Annotated in this window: 19 protein-coding genes; 1 reads left to right on the forward strand and 18 read right to left on the reverse strand. The window is 42.4% G+C overall.

Annotated features, from left to right (window positions below; all coding sequences use genetic code 11):
• Positions 1–44: 44 nt before the first annotated feature.
• The 11 genes from QR721_RS07045 to dapB all read right to left on the reverse strand — a co-directional run bounded on the left by QR721_RS07045 (position 45) and on the right by dapB (position 11,449).
• Complete coding sequence (locus tag QR721_RS07045) at positions 45–1,226, reverse strand: pyridoxal phosphate-dependent aminotransferase (RefSeq protein WP_348029735.1); 1,182 nt, start codon at positions 1,224–1,226, stop codon at positions 45–47.
• 50 nt (positions 1,227–1,276) lie between these two features.
• Positions 1,277–1,789, reverse strand: coding sequence for a cell wall elongation regulator TseB-like domain-containing protein (locus QR721_RS07050; protein ID WP_348029736.1), 513 nt, complete (start codon positions 1,787–1,789; stop codon positions 1,277–1,279).
• 200 nt (positions 1,790–1,989) lie between these two features.
• Positions 1,990–4,743, reverse strand: coding sequence for an ATP-dependent DNA helicase DinG (dinG, locus tag QR721_RS07055; RefSeq protein WP_348029737.1), 2,754 nt, complete (start codon positions 4,741–4,743; stop codon positions 1,990–1,992).
• Between the two features lie 87 nt (positions 4,744–4,830).
• Positions 4,831–5,214 (reverse strand): aspartate 1-decarboxylase, encoded by a 384-nt coding sequence (gene panD, locus QR721_RS07060; protein WP_348029738.1) that lies wholly within the window; start codon positions 5,212–5,214, stop codon positions 4,831–4,833.
• Positions 5,215–5,240: 26 nt separating this feature from the next.
• Positions 5,241–6,080 (reverse strand): pantoate--beta-alanine ligase, encoded by an 840-nt coding sequence (gene panC, locus QR721_RS07065; RefSeq protein ID WP_348029739.1) that lies wholly within the window; start codon positions 6,078–6,080, stop codon positions 5,241–5,243.
• A gap of 25 nt (positions 6,081–6,105) precedes the next feature.
• Positions 6,106–6,906: a 3-methyl-2-oxobutanoate hydroxymethyltransferase gene (gene panB, locus QR721_RS07070; protein ID WP_348029740.1), complete on the reverse strand. Its 801-nt coding sequence runs from the start codon at positions 6,904–6,906 to the stop codon at positions 6,106–6,108.
• The gene (locus QR721_RS07075) at positions 6,890–7,897 is read right to left on the reverse strand and encodes a biotin--[acetyl-CoA-carboxylase] ligase (RefSeq protein WP_348029741.1); all 1,008 of its coding nucleotides are present in this window, start codon (positions 7,895–7,897) and stop codon (positions 6,890–6,892) included. Before QR721_RS07075 ends, panB begins: the two co-directional genes overlap by 17 nt.
• A complete protein-coding gene (locus QR721_RS07080) occupies positions 7,873–9,075 on the reverse strand; it encodes a CCA tRNA nucleotidyltransferase (RefSeq protein WP_348029742.1) in 1,203 nt (400 codons plus the stop codon). The genes QR721_RS07075 and QR721_RS07080 overlap by 25 nt, the downstream gene beginning before the upstream one ends.
• 16 nt (positions 9,076–9,091) lie before the next feature.
• A complete protein-coding gene (gene bshA, locus QR721_RS07085; RefSeq protein ID WP_348029743.1) occupies positions 9,092–10,207 on the reverse strand; it encodes an N-acetyl-alpha-D-glucosaminyl L-malate synthase BshA in 1,116 nt (371 codons plus the stop codon).
• A complete protein-coding gene (locus QR721_RS07090) occupies positions 10,204–10,626 on the reverse strand; it encodes a methylglyoxal synthase (RefSeq protein ID WP_348029744.1) in 423 nt (140 codons plus the stop codon). Before QR721_RS07090 ends, bshA begins: the two co-directional genes overlap by 4 nt.
• Before the next feature lie 37 nt (positions 10,627–10,663).
• A complete protein-coding gene (gene dapB, locus QR721_RS07095) occupies positions 10,664–11,449 on the reverse strand; it encodes a 4-hydroxy-tetrahydrodipicolinate reductase (protein WP_348029745.1) in 786 nt (261 codons plus the stop codon).
• A gap of 249 nt (positions 11,450–11,698) precedes the next feature.
• Between dapB and QR721_RS07100 the strand changes: the two genes are divergently transcribed.
• Positions 11,699–12,571 carry a YitT family protein gene (locus QR721_RS07100; protein ID WP_348029746.1) on the forward strand — a complete coding sequence of 291 codons (873 nt, stop codon included), beginning with the start codon at positions 11,699–11,701 and terminating at the stop codon, positions 12,569–12,571.
• Between the two features lie 46 nt (positions 12,572–12,617).
• Here the strand turns inward: QR721_RS07100 and QR721_RS07105 are convergent, their stop codons facing one another.
• The 7 genes from QR721_RS07105 to QR721_RS07135 form a co-directional block, all read right to left on the reverse strand.
• The gene (locus QR721_RS07105) at positions 12,618–13,304 is read right to left on the reverse strand and encodes a zinc metallopeptidase (protein ID WP_348029747.1); all 687 of its coding nucleotides are present in this window, start codon (positions 13,302–13,304) and stop codon (positions 12,618–12,620) included.
• A 64-nt stretch (positions 13,305–13,368) separates the two neighbouring features.
• Entirely contained in the window at positions 13,369–13,620 is a 252-nt protein-coding gene (locus QR721_RS07110; RefSeq protein WP_348025494.1) for a sporulation protein YpjB, read from the reverse strand.
• Between the two features lie 58 nt (positions 13,621–13,678).
• A complete protein-coding gene (lhaT, locus tag QR721_RS07115) occupies positions 13,679–14,269 on the reverse strand; it encodes a lipoprotein heptaprenylglyceryl N-acetyltransferase LhaT (protein WP_348025495.1) in 591 nt (196 codons plus the stop codon).
• Positions 14,270–14,334: 65 nt separating this feature from the next.
• Positions 14,335–15,114, reverse strand: a complete 780-nt coding sequence (locus tag QR721_RS07120; protein ID WP_348025496.1) for a menaquinol-cytochrome c reductase cytochrome b/c subunit — start codon at positions 15,112–15,114, stop codon at positions 14,335–14,337.
• Between the two features lie 36 nt (positions 15,115–15,150).
• Positions 15,151–15,825 (reverse strand): menaquinol-cytochrome c reductase cytochrome b subunit, encoded by a 675-nt coding sequence (qcrB, locus tag QR721_RS07125; RefSeq protein ID WP_348025497.1) that lies wholly within the window; start codon positions 15,823–15,825, stop codon positions 15,151–15,153.
• Positions 15,826–15,836: 11 nt separating this feature from the next.
• On the reverse strand, positions 15,837–16,340 hold the full coding sequence (locus tag QR721_RS07130) for a QcrA and Rieske domain-containing protein (RefSeq protein WP_348025498.1): 504 nt from the start codon (positions 16,338–16,340) through the stop codon (positions 15,837–15,839).
• A gap of 140 nt (positions 16,341–16,480) precedes the next feature.
• Positions 16,481–16,936, reverse strand: coding sequence for a DUF2487 family protein (locus QR721_RS07135; RefSeq protein ID WP_348025499.1), 456 nt, complete (start codon positions 16,934–16,936; stop codon positions 16,481–16,483).
• Between the last annotated feature and the right edge of the window lie 45 nt (positions 16,937–16,981).

Below are 16,981 nucleotides of genomic sequence, written 5' to 3' on the forward strand. Positions count from 1 at the left end.
CATTTTAAAATCCCCTGCAAAAAATCGCAAGGGATTCGAATTTATTATTGGTGGTTGGTAACAAAACGATGAATTCTCTTAGCTGCTTCTTCAAGCAAATCAAGTGAAGTCGCGTAAGAAAGTCTAACATTGTCCGGTGCTCCAAAGCTGGACCCAGGTACTAGAGCAACTTTTTCTTCTTCGAGAAGGGCTTCTACCCATTCATCAACATTTTTAAATCCATTCATCTTCGCTGCCTCGGCAACATTCGGGAAAATATAGAAAGCGCCCTGTGGCTTAACACAGCTAATTCCTGGAATAGCAGTAATCCAATCATATAGCTTGTTCAGACGATCTTTGAATACTTCTTGCATTTCAGCAATTGGCTGATTTTCTTCCGCATAGGCGGCAAGAGCAGCATATTGTGAAATCGAAGTCGGATTAGAAGTTGAATGAGAAGCAAGATTTGTCATTGCCTTTATAATATAAGCAGGACCCGCTGCATAGCCAATACGCCAGCCTGTCATGGAATAAGACTTGGATACACCATTGAATACGACTGTGTTTTCCTTCAATTCAGGAGAAAGTTGAGCTATGGAAATATGCGGTTCATCAGAATAAATCAGTTTTTCATAAATTTCATCGGAAATGATCAGAAGGTCATGTTTCAGACAAACCTCGCCAATCGCTTGAAGCTCATCTTTTGAATAAACAACTCCTGTAGGATTGCTCGGTGAATTAATGATTACAGCCTTTGTTCGGTCTGTTATGACCTTCTCAAGCTGATCTGTTGTAACTTTAAAATCATTCTCTTCCAGTGCATCGACAATGACTGGCACGCCACCAGCAAGTTTAATCTGTTCAGGATAGCTTACCCAATATGGTGATGGAAGTATAACTTCATCACCATCATTCAGCAATACTTGAAACAGATTGTACAGTGCATGCTTCGCTCCAGATGTTACAATGATTTCTTCAGGTTTGTAATCAAGATTGTTGTCGTTCTTGAACTTTCTTGCAATTTCTTCTCTCAGTTCAATAATACCGCCAGCCGGTGTATATTTTGTATACCCTTCGTTCATCGCTTTAATTGCTGCTTCAATAATATATTGTGGTGTATTGAAATCAGGTTCACCTGCACCGAGACCAATGACATCGTGTCCCTGTTTTTTCAATTCTTTCGCCTTTGCAGTAATTGCAAGTGTTTTTGAAGGTGTCAAAGTTTGGACCCGGTTTGCTAGATTCATAATATTAAACCAACTTTCTGAATGTTCTAGGTAAAAAAATAACTTCGGCATCAACGGATTGTATTGGAAAGCCGAAATTGTTCTGTAGCAGTGCCGTCCTTCATGGAGAAGTAGGCAAACCCATAGTGGCCGGAGCCATCTTTATATGTAATCTCCCATAAGGGTTCATTGGCGATCATTGCTGCTGAGGTTTTTACAAAAGTACAAGAAGAACAGCTCTCACGCCAAATCTCCTTAACCTTTCCTTCAGCATAAATGTCTTTATCATCAATTATAGCAGGCTTTTCTTTTTTCGCCATCGGTATAAAGACAAACTTGCCTTTACCCTTTTTATCCTTGCCCTGGACGATATAATAAGACTTCTTGCTATCGAATCGGTCCACTTGGATGACTTCAGACAATCCAGCCTTTCTGATTGCAGTCTTTTCCGCTGCAGCAAAACCTTTTGTTTTGTCATTCAACACCTGATTGTATATGAGTGCTGCCGCAATACACGTAGCAACCAGGAGAACAGCAATTGCAAAAACAATCAGTTTGCCCCAAGTGAGACTATTTCTTCTCATGTGGTACCTGCTCCTGCTCATTTTCTCAACTGCCTCATTTAAAATTTCATAACCGTCTAAGTATAAAAGTGACGGGTCTATCAAAAATGGCCGTAAAGACGGCCGCAGCTTAATGACAATGTCGACTATAAACATCATCATGTATTATATTTTAATGGATTGCCAAAAAAAAATAAAGAAGAAATGATGCTGCGGCAAAATCAGAACCAGCCTCTTGCTTTTTCTATAAGTTCACCAGTCGATCCCGTTACAATTGGTACTTTAGGAACAGAATTCAAAAAATACTTTCCGTAAGAGGATTTTATAATGCGTGTATCACAAATTAATACGAAGCCCCGATCATGGTTGGATCTGATCAATCGGCCAAATCCTTGTCTGAAACGCAGTACTGCATGGGGAAGCGATAGTTCATAAAAAGGATTTCTCCCCTCTGATTCCAATCTCCTAGCTCTTGCTTCATATAAAGGATGATTCGGCGGCTGAAAAGGAAGACGGGCTATGACAAGAGCAGACAGGTCGGCTCCTGGAATATCGATTCCTTCCCAGAAAGAGCTGGTACCTAGCAATATGGCCTTTTCATATGATTGGAAATTCTTTGTGAGCCTCACCCTGCTCCCACTCGTAATCCCTTGGGCGATAAGTGTATAATCCTCATCCTCTAGTATATCACGAAGCAATGCGTGACATTTTTTCAGCATTTCAAAGGATGTAAACAAAATAAGCATTCTGCCCTCTGTAATTTCAGCGAGTGAAAGAACTGCTTCGCACAAAGAATAGATAAATTCTTCTTCTTCATTCCGGACATCAGGGAAATCTTCAGGGATCAGCATTTGAATCTGCTCTTTGAAGCTGAATGGCGATGGGATTACTTTGGAGAAGAAAGAGCCTTCCTGCAAACCAAGCCGCTTTTGTATGAAGTTGAAAGAACCATTCATCGTCAGTGTCGCACTTGTAAGGACAACACATTCTTTACGACTGAAGAACATTTCTTCAAGCGGTTCAGCCACAGTTGCTGGTTCACTATATAGGTAAACTGCATTCTTTGCCCCTTTTGCTTCTATCTCCGCCCATTTTACATTTAGTCCATCTTGTTTGAAGAACAACAGCTTCAAAGCTGAAATAAATTCTGAAAGCTGACTGTAAAGCTGCATAAACTCCGGGTTGCTGTCGGCATCTGATATGCTTTTAAGAGCGGTCTCAAGCATCTTATTCAGTTCTTTCAAGCGGAAAATAAGTCGGTCTGCCATCTCTTTAATACCAAGCCATTTCCGGTCCTGTTGTCCCTTTCCAGGGAAAGCACTTTGCATTCTTCCGATATCTGTATAACCACGGCCTCTTGACGAAACATAGGAAAAGATATGCCTAAATAACGCATCAAGGTCATGTTGCGCATCTTGATATACACGGTTCCATGTTGCTGGACTAATAGATAGCGCGATTTCCGGAGAGGACATTCTCATATCTGTCCAGAAAGAATCATCCCATTCCCCAAGATTGTTTAAAGCGTACTGAATTTGAACGTAATCAAGCTTTAACCCGAATCTGCGTGCAGCCGCACTCTCAAATTGGTGTGCTTCATCGATAATACATCTGGAGTACGAAGGCAGAAGCGCATTATCAGAGAAGAGATCTGTGCAGAGCAGTGCATGATTCGTCAATATGAGATGGGCTTCTTCTGCTTTTTTTCGCGCGTAATTATAATGACTGAAATAGTTGTCTCTATAAGTAACCTGTTCTGCCTCTGCGCATATTTTCTTGTAAAAATGATAACCATTCGAAGGAAGCTGAATTTCGTCAATATCGCCTGTCTCCGTCTCTGTCAACCAAACGAGTAGGATTGCTTTAGAAAGGGCAATATCATAGTTGCCCACTCCCCGTTCCAGTTCTTGTGACAAACGCTGCAGGCTGACATAATGATATTTCCCTTTCAAAATGGCTGCTCTTACTTCAAAAAACAGCAGCTTCCGGAGCATTGGAATATCTTTTTCCATGAGCTGATTTTGCAGCTGGGTCGTATGCGTGCTAATAACAATTTGCTCATTACGCTTCATTGCTTCGTATGCAGCGGGGATTAGATAACCGAATGTTTTTCCTATTCCTGTGCCCGCCTCAATAATAGCATGTTCCTTTGACTCAAAAGCATCATAGATCAGTTCAGCCATTTCCTTCTGTCCCGGACGATCCTCATAAATGCCGAATACTTCATGTAATTTTGCTGTATCGCTGAAAAGATCATCAATAAAGCCCCCGAAAGCGCCTGTTGACTGTTCAGCTGTATTTATTGGTTGGACAGGCTTCTTATAAGCTATGCCATTATATACTGCAATCGAAGAATCATGTTCCGGCTCAGCCGAAGCCTCCTGTTTTCGCTTTTCTAGCAGATAGCTCAGGTTAGATTTTAGTCTCTTTTCAATTTTTTGAAGGCCGGAAGCCGTCTCCCCAGGGAGTGCCATCAGCTTTTCGCGAAGCTTCAAAAACAAGAGTGCAGTTACATAGGCGTCACTAAGAGCTCTGTGCGGTGCATCATGATGAATATCCAAATATGCAGCTATATTGGATAATTTATAACTGTCCGCCTGAGGATAAAGGATTCGGGACATTTCAACCGTATCAATTACAGGACAGGTTAATTTTCCATAACCGCAAGCTGCTAGCTCATCGTTTAAAAAACCAAGATCGAATGGGACATTATGGGCGATGAGAACGGCTTTATCAAACTTCCCTTTTATTTCTTTTGCAACCTCTTCAAAGGGAGGTGCGTTTGCTACATCCTCATCTTTTATGCCTGTTAATGACGAAATAAAATTCGGAATTGGCTTTCCCGGGTTCAGGAAGGTAGAATACTGGTCAGTGATCTGACCATCAACAATTGTTACAATCCCGGCTTCAATAATTTTATCCGTCTTGCCGGAATGTCCGGTTGTTTCTAAATCAACAACGACATATTTCTCCACATTGCATCACCTCCGACCGTTCAACTTATATGTATAACGACAAAAGCTCTTATCAAAGACAGATAAGAGCTTTCATGCAAAGAATGTTTATCTGCAAGTGAGTGGCGGTTCCTGATCAATGAGATCGATGACCTTATTGTTTTCATCCATTATTGCCACTTTCGGACGATGATTCGCCAATTCACTTTCCTCTATCATAGCATAAGTGACGATAATGACAGTATCGCCTTTTTGTACCAGTCTGGCAGCCGCTCCGTTTAAACAAATAATACCAGAGCCTGCTTCTCCTGGTATAACATATGTCTCTAATCTTGCACCATTGTTATTATTTACAACTTGAACTTTTTCATGGGGCAGGATATCAACTTGTTCTAATATTGCAGAATCTATTGTTATGCTTCCGACATAGTTCAAGTCTGCTTCCGTTACACGTGCCCGGTGAATCTTCGCCTTCATCATCGTACGATACATGCGAAATCTCCCTTTCATGTTGTTACTTAAACATCAAAAATGACATTATCAATTAATCGCGCACCGGAAAATTTCACAGCAGTAGCTAGAATCATTTTACCACGAGGTTCTTCTTTGGCAATAAGATCCGGATAGCTTAAGCACTCGACATAATCAATCGTACCCGAAGTATTCTTTGTAATCAATTGCTTTACCTGCTCTGTAACTTCTTTTGTATTAATAGAAGGATCTTTGCTAAGCTGTTCTCCAGCTATCAAAGCTCTATATATGGCAGGTGCCTCTTCTCTTTCTTTCTCTGTCAGGAAAACATTACGGCTGCTCTTTGCCAGTCCATCTGCTTCTCTAACAGTTGGAACACCAATCAGCTCAAGCGGGAAATTCAAATCTTCACAGAACGACTGGACTACAGCGAATTGCTGAGCATCCTTTAATCCCATATATACATGATCCGGTCTCACTATATTGAATAGTTTAGCAAGAACTGTCACTACGCCGTCAAAATGACCTGGTCTTGAAGCACCGCAAAGAATATCCGTCCGCTTATTCATCGAGAGAGAAACCCGCATTTCATGTGGATACATCGATTGAACTGAAGGGATGAACAAATAATCAATGCCAGCTTTTTCAGCCAGTGCCGCATCTCTTTCTTCATCTCGAGGATATTTTTCAAAATCTTCTCCAGGTCCGAACTGGAGCGGATTTACAAAAATGCTCGCTACTGCTATATCGTTTTCAGCAGATGCACGGTCCATTAACGATAGATGCCCCTCATGGAAGTAACCCATTGTAGGAACATAACCGATTGTATTAAGCTTATGCTCGTCTAAAATTTTGCGCAAAGCCTCAGGTGTTCTTAGAATATCCATAATTACCCCCTTCTTTTTCGTTTCACTATTTCAAAAAAACATGTTCATCATCTGGGAACATGCCGGATTTCACTTGCTCTACATAAGTTCCAATAGCTTCTGAAGCAATATTGTTCAAGTCAGCATACCCTTTAGCAAACTTTGCCAGCCGGTCTACTCCATATTTAAGTAAATCATGGTATACAAGAACTTGACCGTCACAGCCTCTACCTGAGCCAATACCAATTGTCGGGATGCTGACTTTCCCGGTAATCTCATTTGCAAGCGGTTCTGGGATGCATTCCAGCAAAAGACCAACGGCACCGGACTTTTCAGCCTCCAATGCCTCACGCAAAATACGGGCAGCTGCTTCCTCACTTCGCCCCTGCACTTTATAGCCTCCGTAAACATTCACTGATTGAGGCATGAGACCCAAATGAATGATGACAGGAATACCGCCGTTTGTAAGCCGCTCAGTCAATTCTAGAATATTCTCCGTACCGCCTTCTATTTTTAGTGCATTGGCTCCAGACTCCCTGAAAAGGCGAGCAGCATTGTTCACGGCCGACTCAAGAGATGCATGACAGGACATGAAAGGCATATCAACGACAATATAAGTATCCTTTGCACCACGCTTCACAGCTTTTGCATGATGAAGCATATCATCCAAGGTCACTTGTACTGTCGATTCATAACCAAGAACGACCATGCCCAATGAATCACCTACAAGAATCATATCAACATCTGCAGCTTCAGCCATTTTGGCGGATGGATAATCATAGGCGGTTACCATTGCAATCGGCTTTCCTTCCTTTTTCATCGTCTGAAAATCATTTATCCTCAGCATTCTCATTACCATCCTCAAACCACTTTATTTCTGCGGAATACAGCTTAGTCTCATGCCCTTCCCGATCTGTCGCGAGCAAAGCTCCATCCTCAGCAATACCAAGAAATTCAGAACGCCACTCATCCTGCATCGTTTTGATGTCAATCATTTCACCAATCTTGAAACCATAGCTTTCCCATTTTTCTTTTACCTCTGGGAAGCCGTTTTCGATATACGATTCATAAGCATGTTCAAAAGTTTGAAGAATCTGCTGAATCAGCTCTTTTATATCCCATTCCTTGCCGCTTTCAGCACGGATTGATGTAGCCTTGTAACTGATGTTTTCAGGCAATTCTACTTCTGCCTGGTTTACATTAATCCCCATGCCAATAACTACATATTGGATTTGATCCTGCTCAGCTTGCATTTCGGTTAAAATGCCTGCTGTCTTCTTGCCATTAATCAGAATATCATTCGGCCATTTGATTTGTGGACGTACACCAATATGTTCATTCACAACATCAGCAAGAACAGTTGCTGCCAATAAAGTAAGCTGGGCTGCAAGATATGGCAACAGTTGAGGGCGAAGAATCATACTGAGCCAAATCCCTTTCCCGGGAGCTGAATGCCATTCCCGGTTCATGCGTCCTTTCCCTTTCGTCTGCTCATCGGCTATGATAACTGTTCCATGTGCCGCTCCATCACGGGCAGTCTGATGGGCAAGGAACTGAGTCGAATCAATGGATTCTCTATGAATGATTGTCTTGCCAAGCCACTTAGTTTTAAGGCCCCACTGTAAAGTGTTCTCACTCAATTTATCCGGAAAACTAATGATTCGGTATCCTTTACGAGACTTGCCTTCAATTTCATAACCGTCTTTCTCTAGTTCTTTCATATGCTTCCATATTGCACTTCGAGAAATGTTCAGCTGCTCTGAAAGTTTCTGGCCCGATATGTACTGGTCCTTATTCTCTTCTAGAAGCGCAATTAATCGGTTGCGGTTGGATTCCATTTTATCCATTCCTTTAAATCTATTTTCGAATTATTTACTTTACCCTCAATCACAGCACGTTCCATTTTGAGTATTAGCTCATGAATCCAGCGGCCTTTCTCTCTCTTTGGATATATAGAAACGATATCTTCACCTTTGAGAACGAGCTCGTTTTTTGATCGGATTGGCAAAAGAGCTCGCTTAGAAGCAAAATCACTTGCAGCAATAGGTTCTTCTTGTTCGAGGTTCCTAATCAAAGCTCTGAAAGACTCATCAAGAGCTTCATCAAGTCTGTATACGAGCCAGCGATCAACGCCATTCTGTTCATATTGCTTCCAAGCCTCAACAAGTGCTAACGCTTCCCGCCTAACCTTGTTGGAAGACTTCCATGCTGTTGTCCAGTCGTTGATTGGAATTTCAGGCTGCAATATATGACAGTATGCAATCAGACAGGAAAAGGCAGGGAAAGCATGAAGCGGCCTATTAAAACGTGAAAGAAGGGTACTATTATTTTTGAAAATCGGTAGCTGCTCTTCTATTCCAAGGGATAGAAGGTAATCAAAACTGAAATCAACATGTTCACCTGCCGCCCATTTCTCCATTTCAGCAGCCATCCGTTCCACGGCAAGGTAAACAATGTCTTCTTTCAGAATTTCCATTGCTTTAAGCGTATCAGGTTCTATTGCAAAGCCAAGCTGGCTTGAAAATCTGAGTGCACGCAAAATACGCAGTGCATCTTCCCTGAAGCGCTCCTCGCCCGCTCCAACTGTGCGAATGAGACGTTTTTCAAGGTCTTTGCGACCGCTGAACAAGTCGATCAGTTTGCCGTTTTTGTCCATTGCCAAAGCATTGATTGTAAAATCCCGACGTTTCAAATCTTCATCGATTTGTCGAACAAACTGAACAGAATCAGGATGGCGCTTATCCGAATAACCACTTTCTGTTCTGAATGTAGTCACCTCATAAGACTCTCCATCATGACGCACAATCACCGTACCATGCTCAATCCCTACCGGAATGACCTTCTCAAAAATATTGCATACCTCTTCCGGTGTCGCTGAAGTTGCAATATCAATATCGTGAAGAGGCCGCCCAAGCTGGTAATCTCGGACACATCCACCGACAAAAAAGGCTTCGAATCCATGTTCTTCGAGTTTTTCCAAAATCGGCAAAGCAGGCAAAAAAAGCCCATTTAGCATTATGCCCACTCCTTTTTTAACACCCATCGTACAGTGACTCATATTGCTTCACAATCTCTGATGAATGGAAGCGGGTAATTACGTCTTCATATCCAGATTCTTGCAATTTGCTGTGAAGCTCTGGATCATCCAGCATCTTGATTGCATAATCAGCCGCCTTTTCCGTGTCCCCAACTTCAACAATATATCCTGTTTCTCCATGTCGAATTACCTCAGGGATGCCACCGACATTTGTGCCGATACATGGCACTTTGCAAGCCATTGCTTCAAGCAGGACAAGACCAAAGCTCTCTTTTTCCGACATGAGCAAATGCAAGTCTGCCATAGATAGGAGCTCACTGACATTTTTCTGTTTGCCGAGGAAAAGAGTTTTATCCTGTAGGTTAAGGTCTTCTACAAGTCGCAGTGCATCCGAATATTCGGGACCATCCCCCACCATTAAAAGCTTAGCCGGCAGCCGTTCTGCAACTTTTGCAAAAGTATGGATAATGTCCGGAATGCGCTTGACCTGACGGAAATTAGAAACATGAATGACGACCTTTTCATGAGGTTCAATTCCATATTTCTCTTTCATATCAGGTAATTCTTTTGGATGGTATTCTTTTTCGTTCACAAAATTGTACACTGTCTTAATTTCTTTGTCAGTACCAAGCATATCGCTTGTTTGACTTGCAAGACTATCGGAAACGGCAGTTACGACGTCTGACTGTTCAATGGCATATTTGATCATCTTCTTAAAAATCTGATCGATGCCAAGAACAGTAATATCGGTACCGTGCAATGTCGTGACAATTTTCACCGAATGTTCTGCTATGTTTTTAGCCAAAATGGCACTGACTGCATGCGGCATAGCATAATGAACATGCAGTACATCAAGTTTCTCCTGGTCAATCACTTCCGCCATCTTGGACGCGAGTGCAAGGTCATAAGGTGGGTACTGGAAAACTGGATAATGACTCATTTCCACTTCATGATAGAAAATGGCTGGATGAACATGGTTTAGCCGAAAAGGCATGCTTGACGTAATGAAGTGGATTTCATGTCCTGCTTCAGCAAGCAGCATGCCCAGCTCGGTTGCGATAATACCGGAACCGCCAACTGTCGGATAACATGTAATGCCGATTTTCTTCATAGACCCATGTCCTTCCTTTTCTGTTCCTTAACAATTTCTCGCCATTTGAAATTGCCTCGTTCCACTCCTGAAAGAAGGATTTCCGCTGCTGCCAGATTGGTTGCGAGCGGAATCATGTGAACATCGGAAAGGCGCATCAGCGCACTGACATCAGGTTCGTGGGGCTGCGCTGTTAGCGGGTCCCTGAAGAAGATGACCATATCAAGTTCATTGCTTGCTATCATTGCGCCAATTTGCTGGTCTCCGCCAAGCGGTCCGGACTGGTAGCAATGAATATCAAGACCAGTCGCTTCACTGATCATTCTTCCAGTTGTCCCGGTTGCAAACAAATGATGTTTATCGAGCACATGTTTGTATGCAATCGCGAAATTGATGATAGATTCTTTTTTCTTGTCATGTGCAATAAGTGCAATATTCATTTAAAGCACCGCCCCTTTGCAGCTTTTTGCTTATTTTCTAGTTGTTCAATTCAAGCAGGTTCTCAAGTCCGTACACAAGATGATCAAGCTTCATCACTTCATCAATTGACATCTTGATGCCCTCCATGAATGATTGACGGTTCATTGAATCGTGTTTAATTGTTAGGAGTTGTCCATTACCGCCGAATAGTACTTCTTCATGTGCAACAAGTCCAGGAAGACGGACACTGTGGATACGAATTCCTTCAGATTCTCCGCCTCTCGCTCCAGCAAGTGTTTCTATCTCGTTCGGATGGCCTTGAGCTTTCGCAGTACGGTTTTCCTTGATAAGTTCAAGAGTTTTCATTGCAGTTCCAGACGGAGCATCAAGCTTCTGATCATGGTGTTTCTCGATGATTTCAACATCTGGGAAATATTTAGCAGCCATCTTTGCGAATTGCATAAGCAAAACAGCTCCAACGGCGAAGTTCGGCGCAATAATACAGCCAATTTTCTTCTCATCCGCAAGCTTCTTCAGTTCATCAATTTCTTCTGGTTTGAATCCTGAAGTACCGACTACTGGGCGTATACCATGTTTTAGAGCGGATTCTGTATGACTGAACCCAACCTCCGGAGTTGTTAAATCTACAAGTACATCTGCTTGAACCTCTGCAAAACACTTGTCTGGATCTTCATACACCGGAATTGCTGATTCATTCGTTCTGCCTTTATTTTTTCGGTCTAGGTAAGCAACAAGCTGAAAATGCTCGGTACTTTCGATCATTTGAATGGCTTCTCGTCCCATTTTTCCTCTTGGTCCCGCGATTATTACTTTGATTGACATATCTCTTCCCCCTAGTATCATCACTATTAATAAAAATATATACAGAGCAAATTGCCCTTTTGCTGCATGAATTACTTGTGCAATCGCCAATATATTTAATGGAGTTGCTTCTTATATTCGTTTCAGTCCCTTATTATGTTATCGAAAAGGGGAGAATTTGACAAACTTTTTATCCGTCAACATTGTCGCAAGAGTGAAAATTGTCTATAATTGTTAGCTGTTACATCTAGATAACTGGAGGCGGATTAATTGGTGCTAGGAATCAGACTCAAAAACACAGTCTTTATCTTGCTTGGAGCTGCCATTTTTGCTTTTGGACTGGTTCACTTCAATATGCAGAATAATTTGAGCGAAGGCGGATTTACCGGGATTACGCTGCTTATGTATTTCCTTTGGGGTTGGGACCCTGCCATAACAAATATCATTCTTAACATTCCTGTGTTCTTTATCGGATGGAAAATACTCGGACGTCAAACATTTCTCTATACACTCATCGGTACGTTCGCTGTATCAATTTTCCTTAAGTTGTTCCAAATTCGCCCGTTTCACACATACATGCAATCCGATATGATTTTGGCAGCACTTTTTGCTGGTGTTTTCATCGGTGTGGGACTCGGTATCATTTTCCGTTATGGTGGAACAACGGGGGGAGTCGACATCATCGCTCGCATTGTTCATAAGTTTTTTGGTTTCAGCATGGGTAAAACAATGTTCATCTTTGACTTTTTTATTATTACATTATCTGTTTTTACAGCCCTTGATCTTGTCAAAGGTATGTACACGCTTGTTGCTGTTTATATCGCAGCCCGCGTCATTGACTTTATTCAAGAAGGCTCCTATTCTGCCCGGGGAGCTACCATTATTACTTCAAATCCGAAAGCGCTCGCTGATAGAATCATGAAGGATATGGATCGGGGCGTTACCCTTTTCCATGCGACTGGAAGTTATACAGGGCAACGCCGTGACGTCCTCTACTGTGTAGTCGGAAAAAATGAAATAATCCGGTTAAAACAGGTCGTTAACAAATTCGACCCTCATGCCTTTGTCGCCGTCACTTCGGTCCATGAAGTAATTGGTGAAGGATTTACTTTGGACGAAAACAAAAATCCAATGCACAATTGAACAAAAAAAGACGACTTTACTCTTAAAGTAAAGTCGTCTTTTTATATTAGTCGTCATTGCTGCCGAGGAACATCAGAACGAAACGGACAAGTTCAAGTACTGCGACAAGTGCTGCTGCAACATACGTTAATGCTGCTGCATTCAGAACTTTCTTCGTTTCTCTTTCTTCGCTATTGCGGATGATCCCTGTTGAAACAAGTTGTGCCATGGCACGGTTAGATGCATCAAATTCAACTGGCAATGTTACGAGTTGGAACAAGACAGCAGCGCCCATGAAAACGATACCAACAAGAGCAAGCTGAGTCAGTTGTAAGATCAAACCGGCAAATATCAACAAATAAGCGAAATTGGAACCAAGATTCGCAACCGGTACTAGGGCATGCCTGAAACGCAAGAATGCATAATCCTGTGCATCCTGAATAGCATGTCCGACCTCATGTGCGGCAATGGCAGATGCAGCCATTGACGCTCCGTGATAGTTGTCAGTAGACAATCTGACTACCTTGCTGCGCGGATCATAGTGATCGGACAGCTGTCCTTGTACTTCTTCAATTGCAACGTCATACAGACCATTATCATCAAGAATCTTTCTCGCTACTTGAGCTCCTGTCAAATCTGAAGAGTTTGCGACTTGCGAATACTTTCTGTACGCATTTTTGACTTTGGATTGAGCCCAAAGTGGGATGATCATAAGGGCGGCGAAATATACTAGATATCCACCAATGCTTCCCATTTCCATTCCTCCATTAGTACGTTATAGGTCAATTTTAGTCAAAAATTGATACGTAGTCAATCTATTAATCTGCTTTTTTTCTTCGCTGTGCCCTGAACTTCTTCCAACTGACATAAGTTAATGTTATTGCGATACAACCGCCGACTATACCAGTAATCCATAATAACGGCATCATTTCAAAGGTTCTTGCTGGCATGTAGGAAGTTTCTTGAACATCCTTCCCCTCATTCGAGGAAAAATTAAATATTACGATTGCCGAAATCCCCAGGATTGCCAAAATGATCGACCAGCGGTGTTTTTTTATCAGCTTGCCCAAGAGATCACCTCACATACATCTTATATAACAATGTATGTGGTACATGGCTTCGTTATCACTAAGATATGGCGTCCAATTTTTCACGTTTGCGGCATAGCTTCCAGCCGACTGCAATGGATAATGTACTTAGCCAGAATGTGAAATAACCGATTTCATTTATATGAATCATAAGTGATCCATAAATGGGCATCATGCCAAATACATAGTCAATGATGTCATTATGCAGTACCCAAATAGCCCCTACAACAAGATGTTTTAGCCGGTATGTATAAAATGCTGCAAATAAAACAGCTTCGACAGCCATAGCGCCATGAGAAATCATTAACATATAACCTTGCCATCCGAGACTTCCCTGTTGAATGAGCATAAGCATGTTCATGACAACAGCCCAAACACCGTATTTAAATAAAGATACGACAGCTAATGCTTCGATATACGGAATGCTTCGCCCATATAAAAAAGCGAGTAAAACTAAAGTAATGAATAAACTCGCGGTTGGACTGTCCGGGACAAAGAGCTGAAAAATAAGGGGCGTTTCTGCCAGTTGATATCGATACCACCAAAAACCATAAAAAGTTCCAGCAAGATTGACCCAGAAAAGCAGCCATATAACAGTACGATGAAATAAAAAATCTTTCAGTAAATTCATAATAAAGGACCTGCTTTCAGGAAAATGAAAAGCATCCTTGCCAAACAGGCAAAGATGCTCGAGAGTTATTTTGCTTCTCCATTTACAGAAGCGATGAAATCAACTAGCTGTTTCAGTTCTTGATCTGAACCTTTAAATACGCCTGGAGGCATACTGCCAATACCATTTTTCGCAATATCCGCAATTTCTTCAGGAGTTTGCTCAATACCAATCAGGCTTGGAGCTGCTCCACCGCCTTCAAGCTCGGCTCCGTGACAAGAAGCACAACTGTTTTTAAATACTTCATATCCCGGATCATCCGTATTGATTTCGACCTTCTCCCCTGGAGGAATTGGTTTATTCGCCTCAGCACGTGCTTCCCAGTCAACATGAGCAACAGACTCATAAGTAAGCCAGCTGCATGCCGCCAGAGCAAGAATCATCATAGCGACTGCAATCGGACGCTGTGGTGGACGGCGTCCAGGTCCTTTGTCAAGGAATGGTGCCAGCAGTAAACCGCCAAAAGCAAGACCAGGTAAAATTAGAATGCCGAATAGAACAAATGGACCACTCGCATAGTTATATTTTAATAACTGATACAAGAATAGGAAATACCAGTCCGGAAGTGGAATATAAGTCGATGATGTCGGGTCGGCAAGTCCTTCAAGCGGTGAAGGGTGCGCAATGGTCAAGCAGAGAAAACCTACAAGGAAAACTGCACCGACGAGCCATTCTTTTAAGAGGAAGTTTGGCCAGAACGCTTCTGTTCTTCCCGGATACTCGGAATAGTCTTTCGGGATAAACGGTTCGCTGTCCGCCTTGATACGGGAATCGCCAACGAATTTCATTCCTTTTCCCTTTTTCATCTTGTTAGCCTCCTTCTCTACATGATTGCCGCAATCTTAAAGCGGCCCGGAAATACCTTGTTTGCGAATCAGGATAAAATGGACTGCCATAAGTGCAAATAGACCTGCAGGCAGGAAGAAAACATGAATTGCAAAGAAACGAGTAAGTGTTGCAGCACCAATGATGTTTGGATCACCGGCTAGCAATGTTTTCAAATATCCTCCGATTAGAGGCACCTGTCCAGCTATGTCAAGTCCAACTTGAGTTGCAAAAAATGCCTTGTTGTCCCACGGCAATAGATAGCCCGTAAAACCAAGTCCCAGCATAATAAAGAACAAAAGCACTCCTACAATCCAGTTGAGTTCTCTAGGCTTTTTGTAGGCACCCTGGAAAAACACTCGCATCGTATGTAATAGAAGCATGACAATGACAACGCTTGCACCCCAATGGTGCATTCCCCTTACAATCTGTCCATGAGCTACTTGTGACTGCAAGTAATAGACTGATTTCCAGGCGTTTTCAATGTCTGGCACATAATACATCATTAGAAACATGCCAGAAAGAATCTGGATGACAACTACAAAAAATGTAAGTCCTCCAAAACAGTACACGAAAGCGGAAAAATGATGCGCTGGGTTTACATGCTCGGGTACTTCATGATCGGCAATATCCCGCCAGATCGGCGCGACATCGACTCGTTCATCGATCCAGTCGTACATCTTCTGGAGCATACTCTCTCCCCCTATCTTTCTATTGTATTGCCAAGGTACAGCATACCGTCTTTGACTTTCTGCTCGTAGTAATCCAGTGGAGCATTAGGCGGCGTATGTGGAACATTCGTTCCATCTTTGTAATATCTTCCGCCATGACAAGGACAATAAAACTCATTTTTAAATTTGTCATCACCTTCCCAAGTAACGACACAGCCAAGGTGTTTACAGATCGGTGAAAGGGCAACGATTTTACCCTTATCATCCTTGAATACCCAAGCCGACTTGCTAACTTCCGATTCATACCAGGCATCTACCTGATCGATTGTCCAGTCAACGCGCTTCGGTGTGGTTGTAATATCATCTACAGCCAATTTAACGTTTGTGAACCCTCCGGAATCAGTCGCCTTCAGCACCGGATCAACAGCCATACGCAACATAGGAACAATCATCCCTGCCGCCATAAAGCCGCCGACACCTGTCAAAGTGTAGTTGAGGAATTGACGTCGGGACACTCTTTGCCTTTCTTCGCTCATCTTCTTCCCCCCTCTTTCTGCTAAATGATGGGCAAATTAGAAACATTTTAACTACTAGGACAATTTAATGATAGCTTAATCTGTTTATTCGGTCAATAACTATCCACCCCAAATTGATAGCGATTACAATTAACTGGAAATTAATTCCATACCTCTCTCATCAGCCTTATTACTTCTCTCGCGAGCCCCTTTGCTGATTGCCCGAATTCCTCTGTTTCCATATCCATTTCAGTCGGACAAGGGAGCCAGACTAGCTCACCACTCATGTTCTTTGCATGCTTCCTCCATGACGAATCGAATGTCGTTAGAAAGACATGCTTAAACCCATTCTCCTGGGCGCTGTCCACCCATCTTTGCAAGCGAACGGAATCAGTTTCTTCGTTCGGCAAATAAACATAGGCTGGAAAAAGCATAACCCTTCCTGCTAACTCCTTTTCCAGTTCACTTGTGAAAATCTGAGTCGTTTCCTGATAGAGAGCTGTTTTAGAAATTCCGTCTTCATGCGAAATATCAAGCGGAATTAATGGAATTACAGCCGTATCGATAAACTCCTTTGCTTCTAGGTAACGTTTTGCATCTTGTCTTACCCACTTCATTGTTGTCCCTCCTTACTTGGCATAAGATGCCATTTAATTCACCAT

This window comes from Aciduricibacillus chroicocephali (assembly GCF_030762805.1).
Lineage (GTDB): Bacteria > Bacillota > Bacilli > Bacillales > Amphibacillaceae > Aciduricibacillus > Aciduricibacillus chroicocephali.

Bases quoted from the DNA above. Each gene is read 5' to 3' on its own strand.
- lhaT (WP_348025495.1), bottom strand. From the start codon at position 14,269: ATGAATTTACTGAAAGATTTTTTATTTCATCGTACTGTTATATGGCTG.
- QR721_RS07105 (WP_348029747.1), bottom strand. From the start codon at position 13,304: ATGGGAAGCATTGGTGGATATCTAGTATATTTCGCCGCCCTTATGATC.
- QR721_RS07075 (WP_348029741.1), bottom strand. From the start codon at position 7,897: ATGGAATCCAACCGCAACCGATTAATTGCGCTTCTAGAAGAGAATAAG.
- QR721_RS07080 (WP_348029742.1), bottom strand. From the start codon at position 9,075: ATGCTAAATGGGCTTTTTTTGCCTGCTTTGCCGATTTTGGAAAAACTC.
- dapB (WP_348029745.1), bottom strand. From the start codon at position 11,449: ATGTCAATCAAAGTAATAATCGCGGGACCAAGAGGAAAAATGGGACGA.
- QR721_RS07090 (WP_348029744.1), bottom strand. From the start codon at position 10,626: ATGAATATTGCACTTATTGCACATGACAAGAAAAAAGAATCTATCATC.
- panC (WP_348029739.1), bottom strand. From the start codon at position 6,080: ATGGATATTCTAAGAACACCTGAGGCTTTGCGCAAAATTTTAGACGAG.
- QR721_RS07050 (WP_348029736.1), bottom strand. From the start codon at position 1,789: ATGAGAAGAAATAGTCTCACTTGGGGCAAACTGATTGTTTTTGCAATT.
- QR721_RS07120 (WP_348025496.1), bottom strand. From the start codon at position 15,114: ATGAAAAAGGGAAAAGGAATGAAATTCGTTGGCGATTCCCGTATCAAG.
- QR721_RS07045 (WP_348029735.1), bottom strand. From the start codon at position 1,226: ATGAATCTAGCAAACCGGGTCCAAACTTTGACACCTTCAAAAACACTT.
- panD (WP_348029738.1), bottom strand. From the start codon at position 5,214: ATGTATCGTACGATGATGAAGGCGAAGATTCACCGGGCACGTGTAACG.
- panB (WP_348029740.1), bottom strand. From the start codon at position 6,906: ATGCTGAGGATAAATGATTTTCAGACGATGAAAAAGGAAGGAAAGCCG.
- QR721_RS07135 (WP_348025499.1), bottom strand. From the start codon at position 16,936: ATGAAGTGGGTAAGACAAGATGCAAAACGTTACCTAGAAGCAAAGGAG.
- qcrB (WP_348025497.1), bottom strand. From the start codon at position 15,825: ATGCTCCAGAAGATGTACGACTGGATCGATGAACGAGTCGATGTCGCG.
- bshA (WP_348029743.1), bottom strand. From the start codon at position 10,207: ATGAAGAAAATCGGCATTACATGTTATCCGACAGTTGGCGGTTCCGGT.
- QR721_RS07130 (WP_348025498.1), bottom strand. From the start codon at position 16,340: ATGAGCGAAGAAAGGCAAAGAGTGTCCCGACGTCAATTCCTCAACTAC.